At 54.9% G+C, this 694-nt stretch carries 2 protein-coding genes; both read left to right on the plus strand.

The genetic code is table 11. The features are described 5' to 3' along the window. Positions 1-97 precede the first annotated feature (97 nt). Complete coding sequence (locus HMPREF2605_RS09540) at positions 98-268, plus strand: hypothetical protein (protein WP_168165838.1); 171 nt, start codon at positions 98-100, stop codon at positions 266-268. A gap of 21 nt (positions 269-289) precedes the next feature. After that, a complete protein-coding gene (locus HMPREF2605_RS04630) occupies positions 290-538 on the plus strand; it encodes a hypothetical protein (protein ID WP_070687977.1) in 249 nt (82 codons plus the stop codon). Positions 539-694 lie beyond the last annotated feature (156 nt).

The raw sequence follows: 694 nt of genomic DNA on the forward strand, positions 1-694 counted from the left end.
AAGCCAGGTAATCAAACCGATTACCCGGGAATTAATAACTCAATAAGTACCGGGTGCAAGGCACCCGATACATTCAAGGTACACGAGGTAACAACTAATGAAGAAGATCCTGTCCACCCTCTTCCCCTACGTATTCGCCACCATCTGCGCAATCGCAGTATTCCCGAAGTACCCCGCAGTCTCATGGCTAACCTTCGGACTACTCACCCTGGCAATCATTTGCCACGCGCTCGCGTGGTACATCCGGAAGCACCGCAGCAACAACTAACCCCTGAAAGGAGTCAACCCTATGGCTGATATGTTGATTGTAGGCGTCAATGAAATGGCGCGTTTCCTTGGCATGACCCCTGCAGGTCTAATACGCCGAGGTGAGCTGCCTGAGCCCGATTTTATGTCGCATAGCGAGAAGCGAATCTGGCTGCCGGCAACCGCGGAGGCGTGGAATGCAGAGTACACGAGCCGCCCCGAATTTGGAGAGTGGGGTCGCCGCGTACGCGAAAAGAAGCAGGCAAAAGGCGCCGGTGGCGATCAGCAGTAACCCACTGTAGCAGCGTCAAGCGGGGCACACTCCACCAAGTGCGGAGTGCATCATCAATCTAGCCCCGTACGTTGCCGGGGGCGCTGAGAGTAAACCTTCAGCGCCCCCGGCACCATCTATCAGCACATGCACAAAAGGTGCACATATTAGTGAACA

The sequence above is a fragment of the Rothia sp. HMSC065C03 genome (genome assembly GCF_001837295.1).
Lineage (GTDB): Bacteria > Actinomycetota > Actinomycetes > Actinomycetales > Micrococcaceae > Rothia.